The organism is Pseudoalteromonas sp. MMG007 (assembly GCF_018100985.1).
Classification (GTDB): domain Bacteria; phylum Pseudomonadota; class Gammaproteobacteria; order Enterobacterales; family Alteromonadaceae; genus Pseudoalteromonas.
The window spans coordinates 98,833-118,917 of the sequence record NZ_JAGJEI010000003.1 but is presented as its reverse complement, the minus strand read 5'-3'; the positions used below and the strand labels follow the sequence as shown (position 1 = coordinate 118,917).

Genomic DNA, 20,085 nt, shown 5'->3' with positions numbered 1-20,085 from the left:
TATTTAGTGCATTAATGTAAGTAATATAAAATGACTAAAGTTGCTGAGTAAATGAATGGATAAACGTTTAAACTTCAGTTGGGTAACAGGGAAAATGCAATCAATTCGAAGTAAGCTAATTATAACTTTTATAATTATAGCTTTAGGGCCACTTTGTTTGTTGACTTGGTTTAGTTTTGGGCATGTAAACGATACGCTTAAACAAAGCTCAGATTCTGAGCTTAATGAGTTAAGTAATATTGGTAAGCACTTTGCTGATATTTGGTTTGCAGATCATATCAACGATTTATACCTGCTAAAGGCACAGCTTGAAAGTAGTACTACGCGCAATCAATATTTAGTAGAGCAATTTACTGCACAATATGCTTTTGTAAATCATGTAGAAATTGTTGATATTAAGGACGGGGAAATAGCGCCGACCTCTGACTTTTTTCGTTTATTAAATAAAGACGATTTTAATGCCATTTACAACACCGTATTTCGTACGAGCGACGTGCAGCTTAAAACGACTACTTTAGCAAACAAAGAATACCACATAGTTGCAATCCCCATATTAGATACTAATGAGCAGCTTAATGCTATTTTACTCTCCGATATAAACTTATCTGGTTTATTAAATAATCTAAATAAGATACATACCGAGAATAAAGACATAACTTTTAATGTTGTGCACAATAATAAAATTCAAAAATTACTAAACAGAAAATCAAACAGTCCTACTTTCTTATTCCAGCACGACCTTGTTCTCGACAGTGTTTTTTCTTATAGCACAGCTCAAAACGAAATTATGTACGGCTATATCACCAATTTAAATTTTCTAAATGAAGATGGCTGGCAATTATTGGTCTCCAAGCCAGTTAAAGTAGCGCTTCAGGGAGCTGATAATTATAAGCATTTAGCACTTCTAACTAATGCAGCGGCGCTGATATTAATACTTATTTCGTCTTTGTTGTTTGGGCGTAGGCTATCTAGGCCATTAATTGACCTAGCTAAAACAGTCGAAAATATTACTAATGGTGGCACTGGTAAAGTTGCAATACTCAACGACAGTAAAGAGTTTAAGCAGCTTTCATTAGATTTAAGTGAGCTGGTAAAAGTAAAGGCGGAGCAGCAAAGCATATTACATAAACAGCGCTCAGCCTTACAGATAGCACTTAAGCAACTCGCAGAACAAAAAAGTGCTTTAGATGAACATGCAATCGTCGCTGTAACGGACCTACATGGCACAATTACCTTTGTGAATAAAAGATTTTGTGAGATTAGCGGCTACGAAGAACACGAGCTAATAGGACAAAATCATCGCATTTTGAATTCAGGCAAACACGGCAAAGCATTTTTTAAAAACATGTATCAAACACTTAAGCGTGGTGACGTTTGGAACGGTCATATATGTAATAAAGCGAAGCATGGCGGAATATATTGGGTTGATACCACCATCGCGCCATTTTTAGATGAGCATGGTAAACCGCAAAGTTACATTGCTATTAGAACTGATTTAACCGCACTTAAACTTCAAGAATTAGAGCTTGAACAACACAAAACACAATTACAGCTGGTCATTGACTCAACTGCAGTGGGCATTTGGGATTGGTATATAGATACAGGCAAAGTTACATTTAATAATCGTTGGGCTGAAATTATAGGCTATCAGCTAAGTGAAATTGAGCCATGTAGTATAAATACTTGGTATACATACGCTCACCCTGACGATTTAATTGAATCGAAAGAAAGGTTAAATGAGCACTTTGCCGGTCATACTGACTATTATGTACATGAAGCCCGCATGAAGCATAAAAATGGCCACTGGATTTGGGTGCTTGATACCGCGAAAGTGGTTGAGTGGAATAGTGATGGCTCGCCAAAACGTATGATTGGGACTCACCTAGACATTTCTGCTCAAAAAGCCACCGAGCATGAACTACAGAGTAGTCGGGACAGGTTTGCGTCTTTGGTTGCTAATATACCTGGCATTATTTATCGCTGTAAATTCGATGATAAGTTAAGCACTCTTTATATGAGTGACCAAGCTATTGAAATAACAGGTTATTCACCTGATGAGTTGATACATGATAAGTTATTAGATTTTTTTGATTTAATACATGAAGACGATATATTAAACGTAAAAAATGAAATTTTACGTTGCGTAGGTACCCAGCAATCATGGTCGATTGAATATAGAATAAATGCCCGTGATGGCAGTTTGCATTGGGTTAATGAAAAAGGGCAGGCTATTTATGCAGATGATGGCTGCGTTTTATACCTAGATGGGTTTATTTTAGATATTACACAGCGTTATAACACGCAACTCGAAATAAGTCGTCAGCAAAGCTTACTCGAGTCAATGAGTAAACAAGGACAAATTGGTGCTTGGGAAATGGACTTAGAAGCACATACACTTTATTGGTCTGATGAAGTTAAAGTTATTCATGAGGTACCTGAGGATTTTGAGCCAAATATAGATACTGCTATTGAATTTTATAAGCCAGGAGTGCATCAGGATACGATAAGCACATTATTTGAGTGCGCTGTTACGCTTGGGGAGAGTTGGAGCGTTGAACTTATTATTTTAACTCATACAGGACAAGAACGATGGGTTAAGTCGATGGGGCAGGCAGAATTTAAAGACAATAAATGTGTACGTGTCTTTGGTTCTTTTCAAAGTATAGATGCTCATAAACGTTTAGAACTTGAGAGCGAAAAGGCAAACAGGTATAACAAAAATTTAGCAACTTTGACTGTTGCACCAGAGGTACAAAACAGTGATGTTGCGCAAGTTAAAAAGTTAGCTATTAAATCAATGTGTGAAGTACTAGATGTAACACGTGCATCTGTATGGATTTTTAACGCTCAGCGTGATGCAATGACTTGCCATGGTTTGTATATTCAAGGGCAAGGGTTTGTTGATTCTGATGCTGTATTAACTGCAAAAGATTACCCGGGCTATTACAATGCTATTTTTGAACATAATTTAGTGGCCATAGAGGATGTATATACGCATCCGGCAACGACTGACTTTACAGAATCTTACACTAAACCACTTAATATTAAATCAATGCTAGATGCTGTCATTGCTAGCGGAGACGGAAACTTAGGAATTTTGTGCGCAGAAAATGTAGGTGAGCACCATCACTGGAGCCAAAGTGAGGAGACTTACCTTCGCTCTTTAGCGACGCTAGTTGGCAGTACTTTAGTGTCTCAGCAGCGTAAAGTTATAAGTGAAGAGTTAAAAGTAGCGCTTGTAAAAGCCGAAGAGGCAGCGGTGGCTAAGAGCGATTTTTTAGCCACTATGAGCCACGAGATCAGAACACCTATGAATGGTGTGCTAGGTATGCTTGAGCTGGTGGAGCTTGAGCCATTATCTAAACCGATAGAAACTAAAGTCGGTATAGCTAAAAAAAGTGCTCATTCTTTACTGGGGGTCATTAACGACATACTTGATTTTTCAAAGGGTGAAGCGGGTAAGATTGAGCTTGAAAAAATTAACTTTAATGGCCGCGACTTAATAGGTGAAATTGCCGCAGCGCAAGCACTTTCAGCACAAGAGAAAGGCATTGAGATTATTCTTGATTTAGTATCACTAGAGCCTTCACAACTATGCGGCGATCCTGGCCGTATTCGTCAAGTTGTAACTAATTTACTTAGCAATGCCGTTAAATTTACTAGCCAAGGCGAAGTGGTTGTCAGCGCGAAAGTTAACAAGGTAGCTGATGGTTTAGCGTTTGTTATTAGTGTAAAAGATTCTGGTATTGGCATTAGTGAGAAAAAGCAGCAACAATTATTTACCCCTTTTTCTCAAGTTGATGCTTCAACTACCCGTGAATATGGCGGCACAGGGTTGGGCCTGGCTATATGCAAACAGCTTTGTGAATTAATGAGCGGGGATATATCACTTACCAGCCAAAAAGGGGTGGGCAGTGTATTTACTGCAACGGTAATGCTTTCACAAGGTGAGCAAACAGAGCGTTACATTCCTAATGTTAATATGAAGGAATTAACGGTTTTAGTTGTTGATGACAACGAAACAAATCGTATAGTTATTTCTCAACAGCTCCAACACTGGGGCGCTAAAGTCGTGCTTGCCTCTAACGCTAAACAAGCATTGGCTATGTGCGCGCAGCAATACAAAAATCATCAAGAAATGTATGATATTGCAGTGCTTGATATGCAAATGCCCGAAATGGACGGTATTGAGCTGTGTAAAGTTTTAAAAGCGGATGAATGCTATAAATCGATGCCACTTGTAATGATGACCAGTATTGCGGGTATGGAAGGTGCACAAAAATATTCAGATGCTGGTTTTCAGGCATACTTTCCAAAGCCGGTAACAACTGCTGATTTAATTTCGGCGTTATCAGTTATTACCAGTAATGAAACTGACGAAGTACTGCCATTAGTTACACCGGGATTTATTTCTTCGCTTAAAAAAGAAAAAGCAGAGGAGCCTGCGCAAATATTATTAGTAGAAGACAACCCTATTAACCAGCAAGTGTCTAAGTTAATGCTGAAAAAGCTTAATTGTGAAGCGACCATTGCTGAAAATGGTCAAATTGCTATTGATATACTAAAAGCGCACGAGGCAGATTTTTTTAAAGTTGTTTTAATGGACTGCCAAATGCCCGTAATGGATGGATTTGCGGCAACAGCAGCTATTCGCGAAGGATTAGCGACTGTTAAACATAAAAATATTAAAATTATAGCGCTCACGGCTAATGCAATGGAGTCTGATAAAGAGCGTTGCATAGAAGCGGGAATGGATGATTACTTGAGTAAACCAATCCAATTAGATATTTTAAAAGATAAATTAGAGCAGTATATTTAGGATTAAAAATTAATGAAACAACCCGTTATTATTCGTGACGCAAAGCCAAGTGATGCTAAAACTATTTTGCATTTTATTACCGAACTTGCCATATACGAAAAAGAGCCTGATGCAGTAAAAACAGATGAACAAGCAATTCTAGATACTTTATTCAGCGAAGGTGCAACCGCTCATAGTATTATTTGTTTGCAAGGTGATGAACCCATTGGTTTTGCTGTGTATTTTTATAACTATTCAACGTGGCTTGGTAAAAACGGTTTATACCTAGAGGATTTATACGTAAGTCCAGACAGTCGAGGAAATGGCGCGGGCAAAGCAATAATGAAGCACCTTGCTAATAAAGCAATTAGCAATAACTGTGGTCGTTTTGAATGGGTAGTACTCGATTGGAACAAACCTGCAATCGATTTTTACGACAGTATTGAAGCAAAACCGCAAAATGAATGGATTATTTATAGACTAACAGGGCAAGAGCTAATCGATTTTGCTGAGTAATGTTTATTATTAGCTAATTATTTACATTAGATTTTATAAAATTATAACAAAGCTAGGAGTTAGTTAAGGTCCGAAAATGGCTAGTAAAGTACTTTAGTTTCTATAAGCTATTGGCATCTTAATTTATTTTACTGAGCAGCTTTATGAATAATCAGCATTGGCAAAAGGCACGTCAAAGTAGAGATGCCCGTTTTGATGGGCTTTTTTATATTGCTGTTAAAAGTACAGGGATATATTGTAGACCTATATGCCCAGCACCTACCGCACTTGAAAAAAACGTCACTTATTATCAGTTTGCACATAATGCTGCCCAAGCTGGATTTAGACCTTGTATACGGTGCCGCCCCGACAGTGCTCCAGGCAGTGCTGCTTGGCAGGGCACAAAAACGACAGCGCTTAGAGCAAAGCAGTTAATAGATCTAAACGATGAACAAGACTGTGAAAAGCTCGCAGCTCGCTTAGGAATAAGCAGCCGTTATTTAAGACGGCTGTTTTCTCAATATTTTGGTGTGTCTATTACACAATATAGATTATTTAATCAGTGTCATTTCGCTAAAAAACTGATTCAAGAAACGAGCCTCCCGCTTACGCAAATAGCGTTTGCATCGGGTTTTAAAAGTATTAGACGTTTTAACGACGCTTTTTTACATCAATTGAATATAGCCCCTTCTAAGCTTCGTTCAGGTGACAAACCATCAAGCTCTACACTTAAACTAACGTTACCTTTTAGGCCCCCTTATAATTGGCAAGCGTTACATGGTTTTTTAGCTAAAAGGCTTATTAAGCCAATAGAGTGGCTTGATGATAAAAGTTATGGTCGTACATTTACCTACGCTAGTTGTAAAGGATGTTTTAACGCGCGGTTTGTCGAAAATAAAAATTATTTTGTGGTTGAGATAGATATAGACAACACGCTTTACCTGCAGCAGATCATTAATAATATACGGCGCATACTCGATTTAGACGCAGATATTAATCTAATTGAGAGTCATTTAGCTAATAACATCAATAACGCATTTACACTTACCCATGGTTTAAGAATACCGGGTATTTGGTCAAGTTTTGAGGCAGGAATAAGAGCGGTACTTGGCCAGCAAGTCAGTGTTACGGCGGCACATAATTTAGTAACAAAACTAGTTGATGAGCTTGGTGAAAAACAAGGCGAACTAGTTTATTTTCCAAGCGCAGAGCGCGTCGCTAAAAGCGAGTTTACATTTTTTAAAATGCCGCAAGCGCGAAAAAATGCATTACACAACTTAGCTGAGTTTTGTGCGTTAAACCCCGATTGTAATGATTTAGCACAGTGGCTAAGCTTAAAAGGTATTGGCCCTTGGACGGTAAACTATGCAAAATTAAGAGGGCAAAGCCTACCCGACATATTACTTGATGGTGATTTAGGGGTAAAAAAAGCACAGGCCGCGGCAATCCCATTTGAGAGTGAAAATTGTGCTCCATTTAGATCATATTTAACGTTTCAACTATGGCAGCAGTTATAATGATAATTCAAACACATATCCCAAGCCCAATAGGCGATATTGTTATTCAGGCAACCGAAATAGGGGTCAGCTACGTCGGTTTTTACCCGCATGTAGAGCACGTTCATACCCCTTTTGAAAAAGTTACTAATAATGCAATACTTTGCTGTGCTGAACAGCTCTTTGAGTATTTTTATAAAACACGCACCACGTTTAATGTACCCCTTGATACAAAAGGAACGGCATTTCAACAAAGTGTATGGCAAGCATTGTTAAATGTGCCTTTTGGAAAAACGAACACCTACGGTGATATTGCTACGGCATTAAGCAACCCAAAAGCAGTGAGGGCAGTAGGCGCAGCAAATGGCAAAAACCCTATCAGTATTATTGTACCGTGCCATCGCATAATAGGTGCAAACTCAAAGCTCACAGGGTATGCAGGCGGGCTTGAGAGAAAAGCTTGGCTATTAAAGCACGAAGGGATAATTTAATAGATGCCGTACTGGCAGCTTTATGATCACAAGCTACAATTTAAGATTATTTAACTAATAAAAATTATTATGAGTATCAGCAGCTTAAATTATTTATTTATCATAATATTAATGTTTTCTTCAGCGGTTTTTGCTAATTCTCAAACGCTCTTATTTTGTTACGAAGATAAAGATGTAGCGCCTATGTTTTTAGGTGTAGGACAAGAAGTTCCAATAGATCAACCGGGCGCCTCTATAGAAGTACTTCGTAAACTAGATGCTGAATTAGACGGTGTAAACATTGCATTTGTAAGAAAACCTTGGCGCAGATGTTTAAACGATCTTGAGTTTAATAAAGTAGATGCGGTTATTGCAAGTTACCGCCCTGACCGGGAGCGAATTGCGGCGTATCCATTTAATGAAAAAGGTGAATTACAAACGCAATTTGCTGTGAGTCGCTTTAGTAGTTGCTTAATTGGTAGCTCTAAGTTTCATAAAGAGTGGCGCTCTCGCGAAGTTTTTCAAAAGAAAGCATTTACTGTTGCTTTACCTAATGGCTATGGCCTTAATAGCACCTTAAAGGGTGAGCCCTTATTTATTCATAATACGTTTTCTAAAGCTAAAGCATTTGAGCTCCTTGATAAGGGAGTCGTTCAAGCCAGTGTTGATTTATGCAAAGTAGATGATTTAAACGTATCGAGCTACCCGCATAGTAAAAATGTTAAAGCCATTTATCCTCCTTACGAAACCACAAATGGCTATCTTATTTTTTCTAAACAATTTTATGCGCAAAACAACGCTTTAAGCTTAGAGATGTGGCAATGGTTATCTAGGTTTGATAGCGCATCTGTTTATGTAAAATACTTACAAGCCTTTGAGAAATAGCTAAGTAGAAGATGATATGAAATTGGTATTAATGGCATATTAAGGTAGCATAAGCGCACTTTTTCTCTTTAGGCACGGTAATGGCTCAATTATACTTTTACTACTCAGCGATGAATGCGGGTAAATCAACCACTTTATTACAATCGGCATTTAATTATCGCGAACGCGGTATGGAACCGGTTATTTTAACAGCTGCAATTGATAATCGCTCAGGCGTAGGAAAAGTATCATCTCGTATTGGCCTGCAGGCAGATGCACATATATTTGATGAATCTAAAAATGTATTTGAACTTATCAAAACGCTACAAGATGAAAAAAAACGCCATTGTGTGTTAGTTGACGAATGTCAGTTTTTATCAAAAGAGCAGGTTATGCAATTAACTGATGTTGTTGATGAATTAGGTATTCCGGTGCTATGTTATGGCCTGCGTAGCGACTTTAGAGGCGAGCTATTTATTGGCTCACAGTATTTATTAGCATGGGCCGATAAGCTGATTGAGCTTAAAACGGTGTGTCATTGCGGGCGCAAAGCAAACCATGTGCTGCGTACTGATGAAAATGGCAATGCCATAGCTGATGGTAACCAAGTAGAAATAGGCGGCAACGACCGTTATGTATCGGTGTGCCGCAAACACTATAAAGCAGAATTAAATATGGGCCGATAAAGCCCGAATAAATGTGTCTATATCATCTTTTGTTACATCAAGATGAGTAACTAGCCTAAGCGATTTGCTTGGGCTAATTAATATTCCTTGCTGCTTAAGCTCTCTGGCAATTTTACAGATCTCAGTATTGCCCGAGTAAGTTGCATACACCATGTTGGTGGTATTGCTCATATCAACGCTAAAACCATTGAGTTCATTTAATTTACTCGCTAAATAGCGCGCATTAGCATGATCATCACTTAAACGGGTTACGTTGTTTTCAAGTGCATATTGCCCAGCGGCTGCCAGCATTCCTGCTTGTCGCATCCCACCGCCGAGCACTTTTCTCCAGCGCCTAGCTTTGTTAATTAATTCTTGTGAGCCTAATAATAACGAGCCTATTGGCGCACCTAAGCCTTTAGATAAACAAATTGAAACAGAGTCAAAGTGCTTTGTAATTGCTGTTATATCAACATTTAGCTCAACGGCTGCATTAAACACGCGTGCGCCATCTAAATGCAGCGCTAAATTGTGATCATTCACGAAGCTGCGCGCCTGAGATAAGTAGTTAAGTGAGAGTACTTTTCCGCCAATGGTGTTTTCGAGGCTAAGCAAGCGAGTGTTAGCAAAGTGGTTATCATCTGGTTTTATAGCTGCAGCAATTTTATTAAAGCATAAGCTGCCATCTTTTTCGTTTTCGATAGGCTGAGGCTGTATAGAGCCAAGCACAGCGGCGCCACCGCCCTCAAACTTATAGTTATGTGCATTTTGCCCACAAATATATTCATCCCCGCGTTCGCAATGCGCCATTAAAGCCAATAAATTAGCTTGCGTGCCAGAGCTACAATAAAGTGCAGCGTCAAAATTAAAGTGCTCGCACGCATATGCCTCTAATTTGTTTACGCTAGGATCGTCGCCGTATACATCATCACCAACAGGTGCGCTGTGCATTACATCACGCATGGGTTTTGAAGGCTTAGTAACGGTGTCTGAGCGAAAATCTATCATTGTTGTTATTCCTTTATTGATTTTGTGGGTTCACACAAACTCTTCAAAAATTTGCTCACGGGTGGTTTTATCAAAATAACTCCACGCAATAAAGCGACTCACCTTTTGCCCCTGTGCCATATCTACAATTTTATATTCAGCAATAGGTAGTTTACTTAGCTGTTCTTCTAACGTAGTAAGTGTCTCTTTTTTTGAAACCAGTGATGTAAACCATATAACTTGCTCTGCAAATTGCTCGCTTTCATTAATCATATTACTGATAAACTGCGCTTCACCACCTTCGCACCACAACTCGTTATTTTGGCCGCCAAAGTTAAGGGCGCTTTGCGGCGTTTTACCTAAATTTTTCCATTTGCGCTCAGTGCCTTTGTTAGCCTCATCTGCGCTTGCATGAAACGGAGGGTTACACAGGGTTACGTGAAATAAATCTTTTTGCGTAATAATGCCTTTAAATATAAATGATGTATTTTTTTGTTGTTTTAAGGTGATTTTTAAACCATTAAACTGTGCAATTTGCTTCGCAATCTTTATTGAATTTGCATCTATATCACTACCTGTAAAATGCCAGCTGTATTCATGGCTACCTGTAAGTGGGTAAACTAAATTAGCACCTGTACCAATATCAAGCGCTTTAATTTTACGCCCTGTCGGTATGCTTTGTTGGTTATCCGTGCTTAATAAATCGGCCAAGTAATGAATATAATCTACTCGCCCAGGGATAGGAGGGCATAAGTTTTGATCGGGTATATCCCAAAACTCAACATTATAGTGTGCTTTTAAAAGAGCTTGATTAAGCGTTTTAACGGCTTTGTTATTGCTAAAATCTATGCTTTTACTGCCTGCAGGTGTTATTACTATAAAAGGTGCTAACGCATTATGTTTTTCGCATAACATATCTAAATCGTAGCCATCTAAGTGCTGATTGCGTGGGTGTAACTTGTTGCTGGTAGGTTTTGATTTCATAGCTTAAATTTAGCAATTTGATAATGATGTAATTGTATCAAATGCTTAACTAAAAAGTGCAATCATTTACTTTGGAATTCCCCATCGTACTGGTAGGATGAGTTTATAAAAATAATAAAGGATATGACATGGCAATCACTCAGCAATCACATTTTGTTCAATTAGCCGATCAGCAAACATTGCATTTACGCCGCATCGCGAATGATGAGCACGCAGGTCCGGTAGTGTTTTTAATGCATGGCGCAGTAGAAAACGGCAAAATTTTTTACACCCACAGTAATAAAGGGTTGGCCCCTTTTTTGGCAGAGCAAGGCTATTGTTGCTATGTCGCGGATTTGCGTGGACGAGGAGAGAGTAAACCGCTAATAACTCGTCATTCAAAGTACGGCCAAACAGAGGCCATAGTCGAAGATATTCCTGCTTTTATTAATCATATCGAACAACTCGAAGGTAAAAAGCCTGATTACTGGGTTGCTCACTCTTGGGGCGGGGTATTGATGAACAGCGTATTTGCGCGCTTTCCTTGCTATTTAAAAGACGTTAAAGCCTGTGCTTATTTTGGCTCAAAGCGCTCACTATTTAATAATCATCCTAAGAAATTACTGCAAGCGAATCTTATTTGGTACTTTATGGCGCCGTTGCTTGCAAAAAAATGCGGTTTTTTAAATGCTAAAGGCTACAAGTGGGGCAGCGATAATGAGTCGCAGAAGTCTCATTATCAAAGTATGCAGTGGGCCAAAAAAACGCCGTGGGTTGATAGCGACGATGGTTTTGATTACGCAAATGCGTTAGCTAGCCTGCATGTACCGCCCACACTTCATGTTGCAGCAGTAAATGACAAAGCTCTCGCACAGCCTATTGATATTAAAAAGTTTATAGCAGAGTCAGGGCCAGGAAAACAAACCTTAAAAATGTATGGTAAACGCCATGGCCATCGTGTTGATTATGATCATATTACTATGCTCACGCACCCAAGTGCCCGGGAAGATCAATTTAGTGATGTAGTCACGTGGTTTAATGAGTACAGTTAATTAGTGCCTTCTTCAAGTAGCTTTAGAAGCGGTGTTTTATAGCGCTGCCAATTCGCAACTGCAGATGTGTTTACAGGTTGCCTAATAGCGTGTTTGCTTAGTGTTGTTACGGCCGACCTTCGTGTATAAAACTGCAAAGACTGTGGCTCAAACGTGCAATTTAAAAACGAAAACAACGCGGTTAGTTGCTCTTTAGGCTGGTTTACTAATTGCTCATAACTCATATTGTAAATGGCGATGTCTGGTATGCTCTGCCAATGCGCCATAAGTTCGGTATAAAGGGAGTGGTAGTGTTTAAACTCCGTTAAATCACAAAAGTAAGGCTCATTTTGAGCAAAGTAATTACTAAATACCGAAAAAGCCGTTGCATTAAAATCCCTACTTAAATTTATAAATTTAGCGTTTGGAAACATCAAGTGAATAAGTCCAATAGTTTGATAATTACTCGGTAATTTATTAATTATGTAAGGACGAATTGGCTGTGCTGTTTTTAACGTTTCAATATAAATGTTACGCGCTTTAGTTATTAAATCATTCGTTAGCAAGCTTAAGCACTGCGGGTAGGGCATTTGTGTTTGTTGTTCTATAAAAGCCACCGCCTGGTTACTTATGTTTGAGTTTTCACCAAGCGTTGTAAACTGCGAATGATTTGCCAGCATTTGTTCAAGTAATGTAGAACCACTGCGCGGCATGCCTATTATAAACACAGGGGTTATAGAGTTTTTAAAAGTACGATCTGCACTTTTAATAAGTGCTGGCGTATTTTGATCTATAATACTTTTATAAAAAGGATTCAGCTCGGCGGTGCTAAAGTTAGTGAGTTTTTTTTGTAACTGATTGGCAAGTATATAGTAGTTAAACGCTTGCTCTGTATCGTCTAATTTATCGTAACTCTTACCTAAAGCGTAGTAACACACCATTTTTAAACGCAGGTTATTGGTTTGTGTTAAGAAATGATGCAAGTTACTGACGTAGTTGTGTTCTTTATTAAATCGCCCAAGCTGCACCAACTCAAATAAAATGTAAGCGGTAACTGGGTATAGTCCCATGCTGAGTGCATGAGCAAACGTAGTGTGCGCTTTGTCGAGCTCACCGTAATTTAAATAATGCTGGGCTAAGTAGTAATGTGGATCAGGGTTATGAATTGCTATGCTTTTGGCGTACTCAAGCACTTTTAGCGCATCATCGGGAGAGTTAACGCCATTAAATGCATCAGCAAGTGCATGTAGCGGATCTAACATATGAGGCATTAGCTCACATGCTTTTTGTAATAAATAAACTGCTGCGTCAAAGCGCTCTAACCTGAGTGCTATTTTGCCTAACCCGAATAATGCTTCGCCGCTTTGCGGGTTACTATTTAAAATTGCTTTAAAATGAAACTCGGCTTCTTTGAGTTTATGTTGTTCAAGTAACTGGTTAGCTTTATCAATTAGCATAGTAAAACATTATTATTTTTTTATTTAATATAAAATAAAAAAGGCGAAATGTCTTAACATTTCGCCTTGGTTTATCATGAAATACTATTAAAAAGTATAGGTTGCTTTTGCGTAGTAAAATCCACCGTTGATTCCGTATGGAGATGTCTCGTAGTACTGACCACCCCAGTTGTTGTTAGGAATACCTGTGCTGTCTTCAAAATCAAGCTTTTCAGCATCTTGGTCAAAGATGTTTTGTGCACCTAGCGAGAAGCTAACCGACTCATTTAAGAAGTAGGTAATTTCAGCATCAATGGTTACTGCCGCATCAGCTGTTTTTGCCGTTGCATCGTAATCTACGTGCACACCTTGGTATTCACCATAGTAGTTAGCACGAGTAAACAACGAAACTGATTCCCATTGCTGTGCCCAAGTAAGCGTTGCACGGTGATTTGGTAAATCTTCTTCTAAGCGCTGTACTTTGAATGCACCTGTAATGTCACTAAATTGCGTTACCTCAGTATCATTCCAGTTGTAAGCAAGGCTAAATGTAGAGCTGCCATCTAGTAAATCAGCTGTGTAGTTGGCTACTAAGTCGACACCTTGCGTTGTTGTATCAAAATCATTAGTAAAGAAGCTAACTTGTGCGTAGCTTTGTGCGTTAGGAACGCCAGCGGCTTCAAGTGTATCTTTATCTGCTTGGCTTAAATTAATTTTATCTGATTGACTAATACGGTCTTCTACTTGAATGTTGTAATAATCAAGTGTTAAGAATAAATCGCCAATGGTATAAACTGCACCAAATGTATAACTTTGTGATTCTTCAGGTTCAAGTTCTGTCCCACCTAATTGTACTGCAATTGGGTTTGTTGGAGGAAGAAGCGCCGAATCTTGTAACACACCGTTGTCTAAACTTGTTTGTACATTACTAACATTAGCTTGGCCAACTGTTGGAGCACGGAAACCGGTGCTTACTGAACCACGTACATTTAGATCTTCAGTTAGGTGGTACTGTGCCATTACTTTGTAGTTTGTCGTTGTACCAAAGCTGTCGTAATCCTCAAAACGTACCGCAAGGCCCATTAAAAATTCTTCAGTGAAAGGTGCTTCAATATCTACATATGCTGCGTAGTTACGTCGAGTGTATTCACCCGCATCAGATGGTTTAAAGCCAGGGAAACCGTTTGAGCCAATACCAAAACCTTGCTCAGTTAACGGACCAGCAGTAAAAGAAGCTTCATCACCGGAGATAACGGTAAATGTTTCTTCATGCCACTCTAAACCACCGGCAATATTTACATCGTACGCTAAATCAAAGTCAAAGCCTTTTGAAAGGTCAAAGTTAAAATTCTTCTCTAGTTGTTCATACTTACCTGGGCTGAAGTCACGTGGGCTATCCGCGCCTAAAGATGCATTAACTGTGTCATAAATAAAGTAACGTGATTCATTTAAACCAACTGTACCGCTTAAGTCATAGTAAGCGTCTTTTAAGAAGCCACCAGTAAACATACCTTTAGTACCGATAGTTAAAGAGGTATCAGTAATGTTTCCACCAAAGTTAGGTGTAAAACCACCAGGCAGTGTTTCATTGAATGCAAAACAATTAGCAGAGCTTAGTGAATCTATCGCAGATTGATCTGGTGCACCATTAGCTTGAATTTCTACTAATGGGCAATTTAATTGGGCGTCATAACCATCTAAAGAACCCACTAATACAGTTGGAGTTGCAGCATCCCAAGCAGCTTGTCCTGCTTCATCAGTAGGGCGGCGCATATTAACGCCGTTAACTTCACGTATGTTTCCACCATATACGCCAGGGCGAGTTGTTGGATTTCGGTAGTAAAAGCCGCCACGTACATCACGCTCTGAGTAGTTACCAAACATGTAAAACTCTGAGTCGTTAGTTAGCTCTAAACCAAAGTTACCAAAAATGGTAATGTCATCATCTACTTCAGGTGCGCCCCATACTTGAGCAAGTGAAGAAACGTCTGGCACACCTGCAGCAGAAAGTGCGGCTGCATCAGGGCGCTGCTCTGAGCGACTCGTTGCGTCAGCTGTTTTATATTGAAAACTTAAGTTGGCAAAACCATTGTCAGTAAATGGTAAACCCACGTTACCTGAGATTTGTGTTGTATCGCCATCGCCTTCGTAGTATTGACCGTGGCGCACTTCAAACTTACCGCCTTCAGAAGCGTCTTTAAGTTGAAAGTTCATTACACCTGCAATAGCATCGGAACCATATTGTGCAGCTGCGCCATCACGAAGTACTTCTACTTGTTTAAGTGCAATACTTGGGATAACTGAAATGTCAGCGCCCTGAGCACCATCGTTTATACCACCGCCTAAAAAGGCAATGACAGACGCACGGTGACGGCGTTTACCGTTTAAAAGAATTAGTGTGCTATCAGATGGCAAGCCACGTAAGTTAGCAGGGCGAACAAGAGAGGCTGCATCACTAATTGGGTTTTGGTGCACATTAAAAGAAGGAACTGAGCCTTTTAGAAGCTCAAGCATGTCGGTGTTACCTGATTTCTCAAGTTCTTCACCGCCAATAATATCAATAGGAACAGGTGAATCACCAATTGAACGAGGAGCAGAACGTGTACCTACTACGGCAATTTTTTCTACATTTTTGTTAACTTTGGTTTCACTTTCTTCTGCTGCAACAACAGAACCTGAAATAAATAAACCAGCAGTAGTTGTGGTTGCTAAGGCAAATTTAATTGCTTGATTTAGCGCATTGCTTTTAAGTTTCATTCTAATTTTCCCCAGTTAGAATATATTTTGTACATAATGCGTTATTTAACATTACTTATTTTTAATTCGGACACGTCGACATGGGGTTTAAAAGGCCAATCTGCTTGACTTTCCAGGACTAAAACTCCGCCTCATGTGATGTCTTATGTACAGCCTATACATAAAAAACTAAGAGGGCAATTACTAATTAACTCTTTAATAACAAAAAAGTACAAAACAAAATAAAATTGCAACATTGGTGCAATTTGCAACCGATATGAGCTAATGAAGTGCAGTTTTAATGCTTAAGGGGAAGTTTAATGCGTGAGGTGTATGCTTTAATGTTATCAGTTTGTATGCTTTTTTAAGTTTTTATTCGTACGCTGGGCTTGCCAAACATTTAATGCTTGCTTGTATTCGTCCCACACGCAAGGGCTGCAGCTTCCGCCGCCACAGCATTCATCTGGTTTGGGTTTTTCTGGTTTGGAGAGTAAAAAACATTCATTATTTTGCATTAAAAATAGTCCGCAAGCACCGTTGTGGTGCAAAAGAGTAGGCTAAGCCGATTATAAAGTAAATTATTCTTTGTCTAAAGCAACCCCTGTGTGAAAATACACGCTATGCGATTATATAAAGTTATTCACCGTGCACCTTGGCGGGTAGTTAAAATAAGTAAAAAGCGCCAACAGCTGCGTTTTCGTCGTGCTATGGTGGCGCTTAAAATTGCACTTGCCCAAGAAAAGCAAGAAACCAAAGAAATGCTCACGATTTACAGGCAATACACGCAAGGTCAAACAACAAAAGAAGATCTAAAACGCGCCAATGAGCAATTTGTAGATATATTAAAAGGACTTGGGTTGGGTGTGTTTGCATTGCTACCTTTTGCTCCCATTACTATACCTTTAGTTGTAAAGCTTGGCACTTTAGTTGGCGTAGATGTGCTACCAAGCTCATTTAACATGAACAAACCCGTTAAAGAGTTAGACGCCGAAATAGTTAAAGAAGGTTTAAAACAACACACTAAAGCGCCAAATAAAGAATAAATCCTCCTAAATTAGCTATACCTTTTAGCTAGCCTTATTGATATGCTTAATTACCATTTTTTATTATATGAGCTTTTTAATGAGTGCATTACTTCGTCATACTTCTTCTGGTATTCCTTTATCTTTTGTTCTTAAAAACGAGTTAACTGACTGGCAATCTCAACAACCTGCTTTTATTCAAACATGGTTAACCAATAGTGGTTTTGAAAAACAAGGCTTGGCGCTTGTGCCTGATGCGCAAACGGGTGAGTTAAGCCACGTATATTGTTTATTACATAGCAAAGAAGACTTTTGGGCTGCAGGCGAGCTTGCAAATAAATTACCGCTGGGCACGTATCAAATTCAAGGTGATGATGCCTTTATAGAGCAAGTAGCGCTTGGTTTTGTGTTAGGCGGCTATGAATTTAGCGAATATAAAGAAAAGCCAACGGCTAAAGCACAATTAGCCATTGCCGATGATGGTCTATATCAACGTATTAAGCAGCAAGCCGATGCTATTTATTTAGCACGTGATTTAGTAAACACACCGGCAGTAGATATGATGCCGCAGCATTTATCGCAAGTGATGGAAGATTTAGCCAATAACTACAATGGCGAGTTTACCCAGTGGATTGGCGATGAGCTACTCGAGCAAAATTACCCAACAATACATATGGTAGGTCGCGCGAGCGAAAACAAACCGCGTTTACTTGATTTAAAATGGGGCACAAAAGATGCACCGCTTATTACCTTAGTAGGTAAAGGAGTATGTTTTGATTCTGGCGGGCTTGATTTAAAACCAAGTTCGGGCATGCGAAACATGAAAAAAGACATGGGCGGAGCAGCGCATGTTATTGCGCTAGCACAATTAATTATGGCCGCTAACTTACCAATTAGATTGCGTGTTTTAGTACCTGCGGTTGAAAATGCGGTATCGCGAAATGCATTTCGCCCAGGTGATGTAATTAAAACGCGTAAAGGTATTATGGTTGAAATAGATAATACCGATGCAGAAGGGCGTTTAGTATTGTGTGATGCGCTTAGCGAAGCACAAAACGATAACCCTGAGCTAATTATAGATTTTGCGACCCTTACAGGTGCCTGCCGTGTTGCTTTAGGTACTGAGTTGCCTGGCTTTTTCTCAACAGAGCGCGATGTAGCAAATGGTATTGTTGATGCAGGAATGGATGTAAGCGATCCGGTGTGGCAACTGCCTTTGTTTGATCAGTACAAAAGCTTTTTAAAGAGCGATGTAGCCGATATGGCAAACTGTGCTAGCACACCCTTTGGTGGTGCAATTACTGCGGCGCTTTATTTAAAAGAATTTGTAGAGCCAACCACTCCATGGGTACATTTTGATGTAATGGCGTGGAATTTACGTACATTACCTGGTCGCCCAACGGGTGGAGAAGCGCTAGGGATTCGTGCGGTATTCAATTACTTACAAAGCCGCTTTAAATAAAGCCTGGTGTACGAGGGTTACACCTCGTATAGCTCAAGCGGCAGGTTATCTGGATCGGCAAAAAAGGTGAATTTTTTGCCGGTTATTTCATCTACTCTTATCTCTTCCACTGCTATATTTTGCATCTCTAAATACTGTTTTGCTTGGGCTAAATTTTTAACTTTAAATGCTAGATGCCTTAAGCCTTGTGCTTCGGGATAGCTTGGCCTTGCGGGCGCTTCATCAAACGAAAACAACTCTATTTGACTACCATCAGGCATGGCTAAGTCTAATTTATAAGAGTTACGCCCCGCTCTAAAGTGCTCGTTAACAACTTCAAGTTTAAGTATGTTGCTATAAAAGTGTTTAGAACGTGCATAGTCACTACAAATAATAGCAGCGTGATGAATACCTAATAGTTCCATGTAGTTAGTTTCCTATACTTTGCTCTATGAGTTCATTGCCCTTAAAAAAAAACGCACTAAAAAGTGCGTTTTATGTAAAGCTAATGCATACCTTTTAGCTTGGCTCAGCGTCTTTACATGCTTTAACGGCGGGTGCTACAAGCTCAAGGCCTGTTAGCTTACAAGGTGGCAATGTTGCATCACTTACTTTAATAGGTGTTACACGCTCGCCCCATTTTATGTAGCTTGCTGCCCACGTTAAACCGGCCCCAAATGCTGCCGACATAATATTTGAGTGTGGTTTAATTAACCCTTTTTCTACGGCCTCACACAATGCAATAGCAATAGTCGCAGCTGACGTATTACCGTATTCTCCAATATTTACCATTACTTTTTCATCAGCTACTTTTAAGCGATGCTGAATTGCTTGAATTATGCGTAAGTTAGCTTGGTGCGGGACAAGTACGTTTATGTCATCAAGGCTTAAATTAGCTTGCGTTAATACATCATCACACGCTTCGCTCATGCCTTTAACAGCACGTTTGAAAATTTCACGGCCTTCAAATAGTAAGTCCGATGGGCCAATTGGCTCATATTTATTTAAATCACTACCAAAGTTGGTGATATGTAAAATATCTCTGTCTTCGCTATCGCAACCAGTTTTAGTACCAAGTAGGCCAGCAGGAGTGTCTGCAGCTTCTAGTACTACTGCACCTGCACCATCACCAAATAGTACTGCACTGTCACGGCGTGCCCAGTTTACATACCAAGTCATACGCTCAGCAGCAATAACTACGGCCTTTTTAATCATACCCGCTTGAATTTGTGCAGTAGCTGCTTGAAGTGCATATAAAAAACCAGAGCATGCAGCATTCGTGTCCATAGCAGCAGCGCCTGTAGCACCAATGTTTTTTTGTACCAAAGAGGCCGTATTTGCCACGACGGTTGAGGGGGTACACGTTGCTAGAATAACTAAATCGATATCTTTTGCGTCAACGCCTGCACAATCAATAGCATGCTTAGCTGCAACAGTTGCAAGCTCTGCGGTACTTACATGACTCACTCTACGCGACTTGATACCAGTACGTGTGGTGATCCACTCATCGTTAGTATCAACTATTTCGCTAATTTCATCGTTGCTAATGCTTGCTGGTGGGATGCATTTACCCCAACCAGTGATATGTGCGTAAGACATAATGTGTTCTCTTAAAAGGTGGTCTGACATGTATTTCTAGTTGGGGAGTTATATCAAAAATTGCCCTTTAAGAGAAGTTATT

At 39.5% G+C, this 20,085-nt stretch carries 16 protein-coding genes; 9 read left to right on the top strand and 7 right to left on the bottom strand.

What is annotated here, in order from left to right:
• Positions 1 to 55: 55 nt before the first annotated feature.
• From J8L71_RS06100 to J8L71_RS06075, 6 genes are all read left to right on the top strand, one after another.
• Positions 56 to 4,819 (top strand): PAS domain-containing protein, encoded by a 4,764-nt coding sequence (locus J8L71_RS06100; RefSeq protein ID WP_210999754.1) that lies wholly within the window; start codon positions 56 to 58, stop codon positions 4,817 to 4,819.
• 12 nt (positions 4,820 to 4,831) lie between these two features.
• Positions 4,832 to 5,314, top strand: a complete 483-nt coding sequence (locus J8L71_RS06095; protein WP_210999753.1) for a GNAT family N-acetyltransferase — start codon at positions 4,832 to 4,834, stop codon at positions 5,312 to 5,314.
• A gap of 143 nt (positions 5,315 to 5,457) precedes the next feature.
• Positions 5,458 to 6,810 (top strand): AlkA N-terminal domain-containing protein, encoded by a 1,353-nt coding sequence (locus J8L71_RS06090; RefSeq protein WP_210999752.1) that lies wholly within the window; start codon positions 5,458 to 5,460, stop codon positions 6,808 to 6,810.
• Positions 6,810 to 7,280, top strand: coding sequence for a methylated-DNA--[protein]-cysteine S-methyltransferase (locus J8L71_RS06085; RefSeq protein WP_210999751.1), 471 nt, complete (start codon positions 6,810 to 6,812; stop codon positions 7,278 to 7,280). Before J8L71_RS06090 ends, J8L71_RS06085 begins: the two co-directional genes overlap by 1 nt.
• Before the next feature lie 111 nt (positions 7,281 to 7,391).
• Positions 7,392 to 8,144 (top strand): transporter substrate-binding domain-containing protein, encoded by a 753-nt coding sequence (locus J8L71_RS06080; RefSeq protein WP_247655215.1) that lies wholly within the window; start codon positions 7,392 to 7,394, stop codon positions 8,142 to 8,144.
• Positions 8,145 to 8,224: 80 nt separating this feature from the next.
• Positions 8,225 to 8,809, top strand: a complete 585-nt coding sequence (locus J8L71_RS06075) for a thymidine kinase (RefSeq protein ID WP_210999749.1) — start codon at positions 8,225 to 8,227, stop codon at positions 8,807 to 8,809.
• Here J8L71_RS06075 and ltaE read toward each other — a convergent pair.
• Both ltaE and rlmF read right to left on the bottom strand, forming a co-directional pair.
• The gene (gene ltaE, locus J8L71_RS06070; protein ID WP_210999748.1) at positions 8,792 to 9,796 is read right to left on the bottom strand and encodes a low-specificity L-threonine aldolase; all 1,005 of its coding nucleotides are present in this window, start codon (positions 9,794 to 9,796) and stop codon (positions 8,792 to 8,794) included. The two genes, J8L71_RS06075 and ltaE, sit on opposite strands and share 18 nt — an antisense overlap.
• A gap of 30 nt (positions 9,797 to 9,826) precedes the next feature.
• Positions 9,827 to 10,759, bottom strand: a complete 933-nt coding sequence (gene rlmF / locus J8L71_RS06065) for a 23S rRNA (adenine(1618)-N(6))-methyltransferase RlmF (RefSeq protein ID WP_210999747.1) — start codon at positions 10,757 to 10,759, stop codon at positions 9,827 to 9,829.
• Positions 10,760 to 10,887: 128 nt separating this feature from the next.
• Here rlmF and J8L71_RS06060 point away from each other — a divergent pair, with 128 nt between their 5' ends.
• Positions 10,888 to 11,790 (top strand): alpha/beta fold hydrolase, encoded by a 903-nt coding sequence (locus tag J8L71_RS06060; RefSeq protein WP_210999746.1) that lies wholly within the window; start codon positions 10,888 to 10,890, stop codon positions 11,788 to 11,790.
• Here J8L71_RS06060 and J8L71_RS06055 read toward each other — a convergent pair.
• From J8L71_RS06055 to J8L71_RS06045, 3 genes are all read right to left on the bottom strand, one after another.
• On the bottom strand, positions 11,787 to 13,226 hold the full coding sequence (locus J8L71_RS06055) for a sulfotransferase (protein WP_210999745.1): 1,440 nt from the start codon (positions 13,224 to 13,226) through the stop codon (positions 11,787 to 11,789). The two genes, J8L71_RS06060 and J8L71_RS06055, sit on opposite strands and share 4 nt — an antisense overlap.
• Before the next feature lie 87 nt (positions 13,227 to 13,313).
• Positions 13,314 to 15,962: a TonB-dependent receptor gene (locus tag J8L71_RS06050; protein WP_210999744.1), complete on the bottom strand. Its 2,649-nt coding sequence runs from the start codon at positions 15,960 to 15,962 to the stop codon at positions 13,314 to 13,316.
• Between the two features lie 326 nt (positions 15,963 to 16,288).
• Complete coding sequence (locus tag J8L71_RS06045) at positions 16,289 to 16,456, bottom strand: oxidoreductase-like domain-containing protein (protein WP_210999743.1); 168 nt, start codon at positions 16,454 to 16,456, stop codon at positions 16,289 to 16,291.
• Between the two features lie 105 nt (positions 16,457 to 16,561).
• On the opposite strand from J8L71_RS06045, the gene J8L71_RS06040 reads away from it, so the two are divergent.
• On the top strand, positions 16,562 to 16,984 hold the full coding sequence (locus J8L71_RS06040; RefSeq protein WP_210999742.1) for a hypothetical protein: 423 nt from the start codon (positions 16,562 to 16,564) through the stop codon (positions 16,982 to 16,984).
• 79 nt (positions 16,985 to 17,063) lie between these two features.
• Entirely contained in the window at positions 17,064 to 18,425 is a 1,362-nt protein-coding gene (locus J8L71_RS06035; protein ID WP_210999741.1) for a leucyl aminopeptidase family protein, read from the top strand.
• A gap of 17 nt (positions 18,426 to 18,442) precedes the next feature.
• On the opposite strand, the gene J8L71_RS06030 is transcribed toward J8L71_RS06035, so the two are convergent.
• Positions 18,443 to 18,829: a VOC family protein gene (locus tag J8L71_RS06030; protein WP_210999740.1), complete on the bottom strand. Its 387-nt coding sequence runs from the start codon at positions 18,827 to 18,829 to the stop codon at positions 18,443 to 18,445.
• Between the two features lie 94 nt (positions 18,830 to 18,923).
• Positions 18,924 to 20,003 carry a ketoacyl-ACP synthase III gene (locus J8L71_RS06025; RefSeq protein ID WP_210999739.1) on the bottom strand — a complete coding sequence of 360 codons (1,080 nt, stop codon included), beginning with the start codon at positions 20,001 to 20,003 and terminating at the stop codon, positions 18,924 to 18,926.
• Positions 20,004 to 20,085 lie beyond the last annotated feature (82 nt).

Excerpts from the sequence above, each read along its gene's own strand:
- J8L71_RS06100 (WP_210999754.1), top strand. The coding sequence starts at position 56 with ATGGATAAACGTTTAAACTTCAGTTGGGTAACAGGGAAAATGCAATCA.
- J8L71_RS06095 (WP_210999753.1), top strand. The coding sequence starts at position 4,832 with ATGAAACAACCCGTTATTATTCGTGACGCAAAGCCAAGTGATGCTAAA.
- J8L71_RS06090 (WP_210999752.1), top strand. The coding sequence starts at position 5,458 with ATGAATAATCAGCATTGGCAAAAGGCACGTCAAAGTAGAGATGCCCGT.
- J8L71_RS06085 (WP_210999751.1), top strand. The coding sequence starts at position 6,810 with ATGATAATTCAAACACATATCCCAAGCCCAATAGGCGATATTGTTATT.
- J8L71_RS06080 (WP_247655215.1), top strand. The coding sequence starts at position 7,392 with ATGTTTTCTTCAGCGGTTTTTGCTAATTCTCAAACGCTCTTATTTTGT.
- J8L71_RS06075 (WP_210999749.1), top strand. The coding sequence starts at position 8,225 with ATGGCTCAATTATACTTTTACTACTCAGCGATGAATGCGGGTAAATCA.
- ltaE (WP_210999748.1), bottom strand. The coding sequence starts at position 9,796 with ATGATAGATTTTCGCTCAGACACCGTTACTAAGCCTTCAAAACCCATG.
- rlmF (WP_210999747.1), bottom strand. The coding sequence starts at position 10,759 with ATGAAATCAAAACCTACCAGCAACAAGTTACACCCACGCAATCAGCAC.
- J8L71_RS06060 (WP_210999746.1), top strand. The coding sequence starts at position 10,888 with ATGGCAATCACTCAGCAATCACATTTTGTTCAATTAGCCGATCAGCAA.
- J8L71_RS06055 (WP_210999745.1), bottom strand. The coding sequence starts at position 13,226 with ATGCTAATTGATAAAGCTAACCAGTTACTTGAACAACATAAACTCAAA.
- J8L71_RS06050 (WP_210999744.1), bottom strand. The coding sequence starts at position 15,962 with ATGAAACTTAAAAGCAATGCGCTAAATCAAGCAATTAAATTTGCCTTA.
- J8L71_RS06045 (WP_210999743.1), bottom strand. The coding sequence starts at position 16,456 with ATGCAAAATAATGAATGTTTTTTACTCTCCAAACCAGAAAAACCCAAA.
- J8L71_RS06040 (WP_210999742.1), top strand. The coding sequence starts at position 16,562 with ATGCGATTATATAAAGTTATTCACCGTGCACCTTGGCGGGTAGTTAAA.
- J8L71_RS06035 (WP_210999741.1), top strand. The coding sequence starts at position 17,064 with ATGAGTGCATTACTTCGTCATACTTCTTCTGGTATTCCTTTATCTTTT.
- J8L71_RS06030 (WP_210999740.1), bottom strand. The coding sequence starts at position 18,829 with ATGGAACTATTAGGTATTCATCACGCTGCTATTATTTGTAGTGACTAT.
- J8L71_RS06025 (WP_210999739.1), bottom strand. The coding sequence starts at position 20,003 with ATGTCTTACGCACATATCACTGGTTGGGGTAAATGCATCCCACCAGCA.